Annotated in this window: 5 protein-coding genes; 3 read left to right on the forward strand and 2 right to left on the reverse strand. The window is 72.5% G+C overall.

Features of this window, described 5'->3' with window-relative positions; all coding sequences use genetic code 11:
* The first annotated feature begins 205 nt into the window (after positions 1 to 205).
* From BKI49_RS15425 to BKI49_RS15435, 3 genes are all read left to right on the forward strand, one after another.
* A complete protein-coding gene (locus BKI49_RS15425; protein WP_257004807.1) occupies positions 206 to 1,717 on the forward strand; it encodes an MFS transporter in 1,512 nt (503 codons plus the stop codon).
* A 427-nt stretch (positions 1,718 to 2,144) separates the two neighbouring features.
* The gene (locus BKI49_RS15430) at positions 2,145 to 2,726 is read left to right on the forward strand and encodes a DUF485 domain-containing protein (protein WP_095934848.1); all 582 of its coding nucleotides are present in this window, start codon (positions 2,145 to 2,147) and stop codon (positions 2,724 to 2,726) included.
* A complete protein-coding gene (locus BKI49_RS15435) occupies positions 2,723 to 4,357 on the forward strand; it encodes a sodium/solute symporter (RefSeq protein ID WP_095934849.1) in 1,635 nt (544 codons plus the stop codon). Before BKI49_RS15430 ends, BKI49_RS15435 begins: the two co-directional genes overlap by 4 nt.
* 136 nt (positions 4,358 to 4,493) lie before the next feature.
* On the opposite strand, the gene BKI49_RS15440 is transcribed toward BKI49_RS15435, so the two are convergent.
* Both BKI49_RS15440 and BKI49_RS15445 read right to left on the reverse strand, forming a co-directional pair.
* Complete coding sequence (locus BKI49_RS15440) at positions 4,494 to 5,381, reverse strand: cellulose-binding protein (protein ID WP_095934850.1); 888 nt, start codon at positions 5,379 to 5,381, stop codon at positions 4,494 to 4,496.
* 300 nt (positions 5,382 to 5,681) lie between these two features.
* Positions 5,682 to 6,781: SUKH-4 family immunity protein (locus BKI49_RS15445; protein ID WP_257004803.1), on the reverse strand; the 1,100-nt coding region annotated here is incomplete at its 5' end.

A 6,781-nucleotide genomic window follows, 5' to 3' on the forward strand; every position in this document is an offset into this window, starting at 1 on the left:
CCGCCGGTACGAACCCTCCCCGACCCCTGGTACGGAGGTACCCCTAGGGGCTCTCCACCCTTCGGTGGACTGTTTCTCGGGGTCAGATCCACCCTCGGGCCCACTCAGCGTCCACCCTCCCGCGACGTGAGGGTCAAGTGGGAAGCTGTCCGGGGCGGATGGATGCAGGGGGAAAGGAAACCGGGTGGGCCAGGGAGAGACGCAGATACCGGCCGCACGGCCCGCGGGCACGCCGGCCGGCGCACCGGGAAACGGAACGCGCGGGCGCCGCGCCGTGGTCGCCGCCCTGATGCTGGCGATGGCGCTGGCCGCGCTCGACTCCACCATCATCTCCACGGCGGTCCCGCAGATCGTCGCCGACCTCGGCGGCTTCTCCGTGTTCTCCTGGCTGTTCTCCGGCTACCTGCTCGCCGTGACGGTCACACTGCCCGTCTACGGCAAGCTCTCCGACACCTTCGGCCGCAAACCCGTCCTGATCGCGGGCTCCGTCCTCTTCCTGGCGGGCTCCCTGCTGTGCGCCACCGCCTGGAACATGGGCGCGCTCATCGCCTTCCGCATCGTGCAGGGCCTGGGCGGCGGCGCCCTCCAGGGCACCGTGCAGACGCTCGCCGCCGACCTCTACCCGCTCCAGGAACGCCCCAGGATCCAGGCGAAGCTGTCCACCGTGTGGGCGACCTCGGCGGTCGCCGGGCCCGCGCTGGGCGGAGTCCTCGCGGCCTATGCCGACTGGCGGTGGATCTTCCTCGTCAACCTGCCGATCGGCGTACTCGCCCTGTGGCTGATCGTCCGTCACCTGCACGAACCCGCACGCGAACGGGACACCGCGCGGCGCCCCCGCATCGACTGGGCGGGCGCCCTCGCCGTCTTCGCCTGCGGCGGCGTCCTGCTCACCGCGCTGGTGCAGGGCGGCGTCGCCTGGGACTGGCTGTCCGCGCCCTCCCTTGCCCTGTTCACGACCGGCCTCGCCCTGATCGCCGTCGTCGTCGCCGTCGAGCGGCGCGCCGCCGAACCGATCATCCCGGGCTGGGTGTGGCGCCGGCGCACCATCGCCGCGGTGAACCTGGCCCTCGGCGCCCTGGGCCTGCTCATGGTCGCGCCCACCGTCTTCCTGCCCACCTACGCGCAGGCCGTCCTCGGGCTCGCCCCGATCGCCGCGGGCTTCGTGCTCTCCGTGTGGACGCTGAGCTGGCCGGTGTCCGCGGCGCTCAGCCAGCACGTCTACCGGCGCATCGGGTTCCGCAACACCGCGATGCTCGGCATCGGCACGGCGACCCTCCTGCTGCTCGCCTTCCCCTTCCTGCCCTATCCGGGTGAGCCGTGGCAGCCCGCGCTCCTCATGCTGCTCCTCGGCGGCGCCCTGGGCCTGTTCCAGCTGCCGCTGATCATCGGCGTCCAGTCGACCGTCGGCTGGGCCGAACGCGGCACGACGACCGCCTCCGTCCTCTTCTGCCGGCAGACCGGACAGACCGTGGGCGCCGCCCTGTTCGGCGCCGTCGCCAACGGGGTGCTCGCCGCGCGGCTCGGCGGCTCGGGCGACCTCGACTCGGTGACCCGCGCGCTGGACTCGGGCGCGCCCGCCGAACACCTGCGGCACGCGGTCGCCGACGCGGTGCACGCCGTCTACCTGGGCGCGGCCTGTGCCGCCGCCCTCGCCTTCCTGGTCCTGTTGTTCGTCGCACCGCGCCGCTTCCCGGTGCTGAAGACCCCCGCGGAGTGAGGGCCGCAGCGATCCGCTCCCGCGGCCGACCGGTGCACGCTTGCGCGGAGGCCGCGATCCGCCCGCACGGCCGGTCGGTCGGCCGACCGGTCCACGCGACACGGCGGACCGACGCACACACCATCGGCACGGCGCACACACCATCGGCACGGCGCGGGCGACTTGGCTCCCCGGCCCGGCCCGGCCGGGCCACATCCGCTCCCACCAGCGGCAACACGGGCATCAGCGTGCCCTCGTGTACCCCGAGTCCAGACACTCACACCCCTGTAAACGCGGGTAACACCCCAGGTCACCGAAGTAAGCGCATACCGACCGCTCAGTTTGGTGAAAGTGCAGCGCATCCGGGATACCTGCGAGTAGCGTGCGCTGCTCACCCCCCAGCTCCCTGCGGTCCGCACCGGACCCGAGCCACGCAAGGAGAAACGGGATGCCAGACGCGTTCTCGTCCCCCGAGTACCAGCCGCCTCACCCACGGCCGTTCCCCACACCGGCCGAGCCCCCGTACCAGCCCCGCCACCAACGGCCCCGGTCCGCCCAGCCGCCCACCGCACAGCCACCGTCCCCGCAGCAGCCGCAGTACCCGGCGCACCCGCAGCACGCACCGCACCCGAACAGCGTCTCCCCCGCCCACGTCACCTACCCCTGGCAGCCACCGCCGCCCAAGCCCGTGCCCGAACCCCGGCGCATGCCGCGCCGTCAGGCTCTGGGCCACCACAGCGACATCAGACTGCTGCGCGGCGCCTACCGCTGGCAGCGGCGCGTGGCGACCCTGACCGCGCTCGGCTACTTCGTCCTCTTCCTCACGCTGTCCGCGTTCGCCCCGTCCCTGATGACGAACACGGTCTCCGGCGGACTGTCGACCGGACTGCTGCTCGGGCTGCTCCAGGTCCCCGTCACCTGCCTGGCCATCGGACTGTACGAGTACACGGCCCGCCGGACCGTCGACCCGATCGCCGACCGGATCCGCAAGCAGACCGAACTGGACGCGCGGCGGGAGGCGGCCCGATGACCGGCTTCAGCAGTTCCGCACAGGCCATGTCGCTGGTCGCGTTCACCTCGGTGGCCACCATCACGCTCCTGCTGTGCGTGATGACCGGACCCGACCGCGACGACCTCGACGAGTTCTACACCGGATACGGGTCGATGTCGCCGATGCGCAACGGCCTCGCCATCGCCGGTGACTACATCTCCGCCGCCACCGTCCTCGGCACCAGCGGCATCATCGCGCTCACCGGCTACGACGGTGTCGTCCTCGCCCTGAGCACCGCGCTCTCCCTGATGCTGCTGATGTTCCTGCTGGCCGAACCGCTGCGCAACGCGGGCAGGTTCACCATGGGCGACGCGCTCGCGCGCCGCATGCCCGGCCGCGCGGTCCGCATGACCGCGTGCGCGGTGACCCTGATCGCGCTGCTCCCCCTGATGCTGGTCCAGCTCGCCGGGGCCGGCGACCTGCTCGCCTTCATCCTCGGCTTCTCCAACGACTCCCTGAAGACCGGCTGCGTCATCGGACTCGGCGCACTGATGATCAGCTACGCGGCGATCGGCGGGATGAAGGGCACCGCCCTCATCCAGATCATGAAGATCGTGATGCTCCTCGGATCCGGCAGCGTCGTCGCCGCCCTCATCCTGCACCGCTTCGACTGGAACCCCGGAGCCCTGCTGGCCGCGGCCGGTCACAACAGCGGCGTCGGCTCCGCGTTCCTGCGCTCCGGCCTGGAGTTCGCGGGCGGCACCAGCCCCCGCCTGGACATGATCACCTCGGAGCTGACCGTCGTCCTCGGCGGAGCCTGCCTGCCCCACGTCACCATGCGGATGTACACCGCGAACAGCGCCCGGCAGGTACGCCGCTCGATGTCCTGGGCCGTGCCCTGCGTCGCCCTGTTCGTCGTCGTCATCAGCGTCATCGGCTTCGGCGCCACCGCGCTGATCGGCCGCAAGGTGATCGCCGCCGCCGACCCGCAGGGCAACACGGCCTATCTCCTCGGCTCCCGCGCCGCGTTCGGCCCCGACGTGTCGACGGCGGAGACCCTCCTGTTCACCACGGTCACCGCGGCGATCTTCCTGACCCTGCTCGCCTCCGTCGCCGGAATGATCCTGGCCTGCGCCAACTCGCTCGCCCACGACGTGTTCGCACGCGGCGGGTTCTTCCACACCCGCCGCCACGACGACGAGATGTCACCGCGTCACGAGATGCTCCTGGCCCGCCTGTCCGCCCTCGCGGTCGGCGCGGGGGCCATCCTGCTCGCCACGCTCGTCCAGCACCACAGCCTGCAACCCCTGATCACGCTGTCGTTCTGCCTCGGCGCCTCCGCGATCGCGCCCGCCCTGGTCTACAGCCTGTTCTGGCGCCGCTACACCCGAGCGGGCCTGCTGGCCACCCTCATCGGCGGCACCCTCACCGTCCTCGTCCTCATGCCGGGCACCAACCTCGTCTCCGGCTCCCCCACCTCCGCGTTCCCCGACGCCGACTTCAACTGGTTCCCGTTCACCACGACGGGCATCGTCTCCATCCCCCTGGGCTTCGTCTACGGCTGGCTCGGCACGGTGGCCTCCGGCCGGAAGAAGTCCGACGAACAACGCCGCCAGTACGAAGCGGTGGAGGGCTGGATCCTGGCAGGAGCGGTACGCAGGCGAACCTGACACCGCCCCGCCGGCGATCCGGCCGGACATCCCGACCGAGAGAGACGGGTGGGTGGGTGGGAAACCCCGCCGCGGAGCGGGGGAGCCCCACCCCGCGGAGCGGGCAACCCAGTGGACAGCGGCCCCCCTCGGGGGGCTACTCCGCCGGGGCCCGCCCCGTCAGCGACGTCAGACTCGTCTGCACCTGGTCCATCTGCGCCCGCACGTCGTCCCACCGCTCCCGGTGCTCGCGCAGCACCCGCTCGGTCTCCCGGGCGACCTGCTCCTCACTCACCCGCGCCTCGGCGAGCACCTCCGCGGCCCGCCCCGCGGCGTCCTCCTGCCGACGCCGAGCGCACTCCTCGGCCTCGGCGAACTCCCGCACCGCCTCGGACAGTGCGGCCTCGGCGCGCACGACGAGTTCGACGTGCCGCGCGTCGAGCTCGGCCTCCTGCTCGACGGCCTCCCGTTCGGCCTCGGCCCAGCGCTCGGCGTGCACCTTCTCCTGCTCGGCGAGCAGTTCCTGCGTGCGCTGCCGCACCTCGCGCAGCGCGGCCAGCGCTTCGCCGCGGCTCTCCTTGATGCCGCGCCGCGTGGAGATCCGGGTCTCGTCGGCCTCGGTACGGGCGGCGAGGAGCCGCTCCCGGGCGTACTCCTCGGCGGCAGCGCGCACCTCGTCGGCGTACGCCTGCGCGGCCTCGCGCACCTGACGGCCCGCGGCCTCCGCGTCGTCGACGAGCTGCCGGGCCTCGCCGCGCGCGTTCTCCCGCACGGTCCCGGCTTCCTCCGTGCCGAGTTCGAAGATCCGGCGCGCGCCGTCCCCGAGCGTCTCGTACGTCTGCGGGGCGAGCCCTGCCACGGTCCGCCGCAGCCGTTCGGACTCCGCGTCCATCTCCTTGGCCAGCACGGTCAGCCGGGCGGCGCGCTCCCAGGCGGTGTCGCGGTCGCGGGAGAGGGCCGCCGCGTACGCGTCGACCTGGCCGGGACGGTAACCACGCCCCCGTACAGCCTTGAAGCCGTACGGCGACCCCGATGCGCTGCTCATCCTTGGACCCCTTCTCCGCCCGGAGCACCCGGGACGGGGGTCCCGGAATGCAGATTTCGCGCAAATCATTGATTTTGCGGACATCTTGATGGATCGCACGGAAGTGTTCATAACGCGACACTCCGCCCACCCATTCGGTCGGAGATGAGCTCTTCGAGGTCAAATACAGAAGCGCTGCTGTCATCGGGCGCCCCGCGTAAGCCTGTTCGGCCGGGAACGACGGAGGCGCCCGACCCGTCGAACGGGTCGGACGCCTCGATCACGCGGGGCGGGCGCGTACGCGCCCGTACCCCCGACGGACTACAACAGGCCGTCCCACATCTGCTCCAGCAGGACCGACCACCAGCTCTCCGGCGAACCGAGGGCCGCCGGGTCGAGAGAGGCGAGCTGGGCCTGGAAGTCCACGGTCCAGCGGCCCGCCTGCTCCTGGTTGAGGCCGAAGCGCAGCCGCCACATGCGGCCGAGCAGGGCGAGGCAGCGCGCGAACTCGGGCAGTCCGCTGTTCACGAACTGCGGCGGCACGGGAGCGCCACCCGGTCCGGCCTCCACCGGCACCGCGACGATGTTCGCCGTGCCGTACTGGACACAGATCGCCTTGCCGAAGTCGCTGCCCATGACGAGGTACGAGCCCGCGTCCGCGGCCGGCTGCACCCCGCGCTCCTGCGCCAGCTCGGCGAGCGTGGGCACCGGGCGGCCCGGCTGGGCCTGCGCCCAGAAGAACGGGCCCATGTCGACCGGGAGTCCGGCCACGACGAGGGTGTGCGCGACGATGTTCGGCACGCCCTGCCGCGACACGGCGGCCTGGTCGAACCGGAACACGCCCGGTCCGAACGCCGCCGCCAGCTCCTGCCCGATCGCCTCCGGCGGGACCGGCGGCGCGGGCTGCACCGGCGGGATCGGCGCCCGCACCGGCGCCGGGCGCGCGGGACCGTCCGCGACCTGGTGCAACTCACCCTGGTGCGCGAGGAGTTGATGCATGCCCTGCTGTCGGCTGGCGTGATCGGTGCCGTACGGCGCGATGCTCGTGATCCGCGCCTGCGGCCAGCTCTCCCGGATCATCCGCGCGCAGTACGCACCCGGCAGCTCGCACGACTCCAACTCGGTGTGCAGTTCGAGCACTTGCTGCGGCGGCACGTTCATCGCGCGCAGCTCGTGCAGGATCTGCCACTCCGGGTGCGGCGTACCCGGCGCGGAACGCCTGATCAGCTGCTGCTCGGAGCCGTCCTGCGCCCGGTAGCGCAGCACGGCCTGGTAGCCGGGGCCGACGGTCGGCTGCCCCGCCTGGGGGTAGCCGTACGCCGGAGGCTGCTGGCCGGGCAGGGGCTGCGGGGCGCCCGGGGACATGCCGGGGGCCTGCGGGGGCTGCGGCGCACCGGGACCGCCGACGGACGGACCGGCGA

Source organism: Streptomyces sp. Tue6028, assembly GCF_002300165.1.
GTDB lineage: Bacteria > Actinomycetota > Actinomycetes > Streptomycetales > Streptomycetaceae > Streptomyces > Streptomyces siamensis.

Coding starts and splice junctions, on each gene's coding strand:
- BKI49_RS15430 (WP_095934848.1), top strand. CDS start 2,145: ATGCCAGACGCGTTCTCGTCCCCCGAGTACCAGCCGCCTCACCCACGG.
- BKI49_RS15435 (WP_095934849.1), top strand. CDS start 2,723: ATGACCGGCTTCAGCAGTTCCGCACAGGCCATGTCGCTGGTCGCGTTC.
- BKI49_RS15440 (WP_095934850.1), bottom strand. CDS start 5,381: ATGAGCAGCGCATCGGGGTCGCCGTACGGCTTCAAGGCTGTACGGGGG.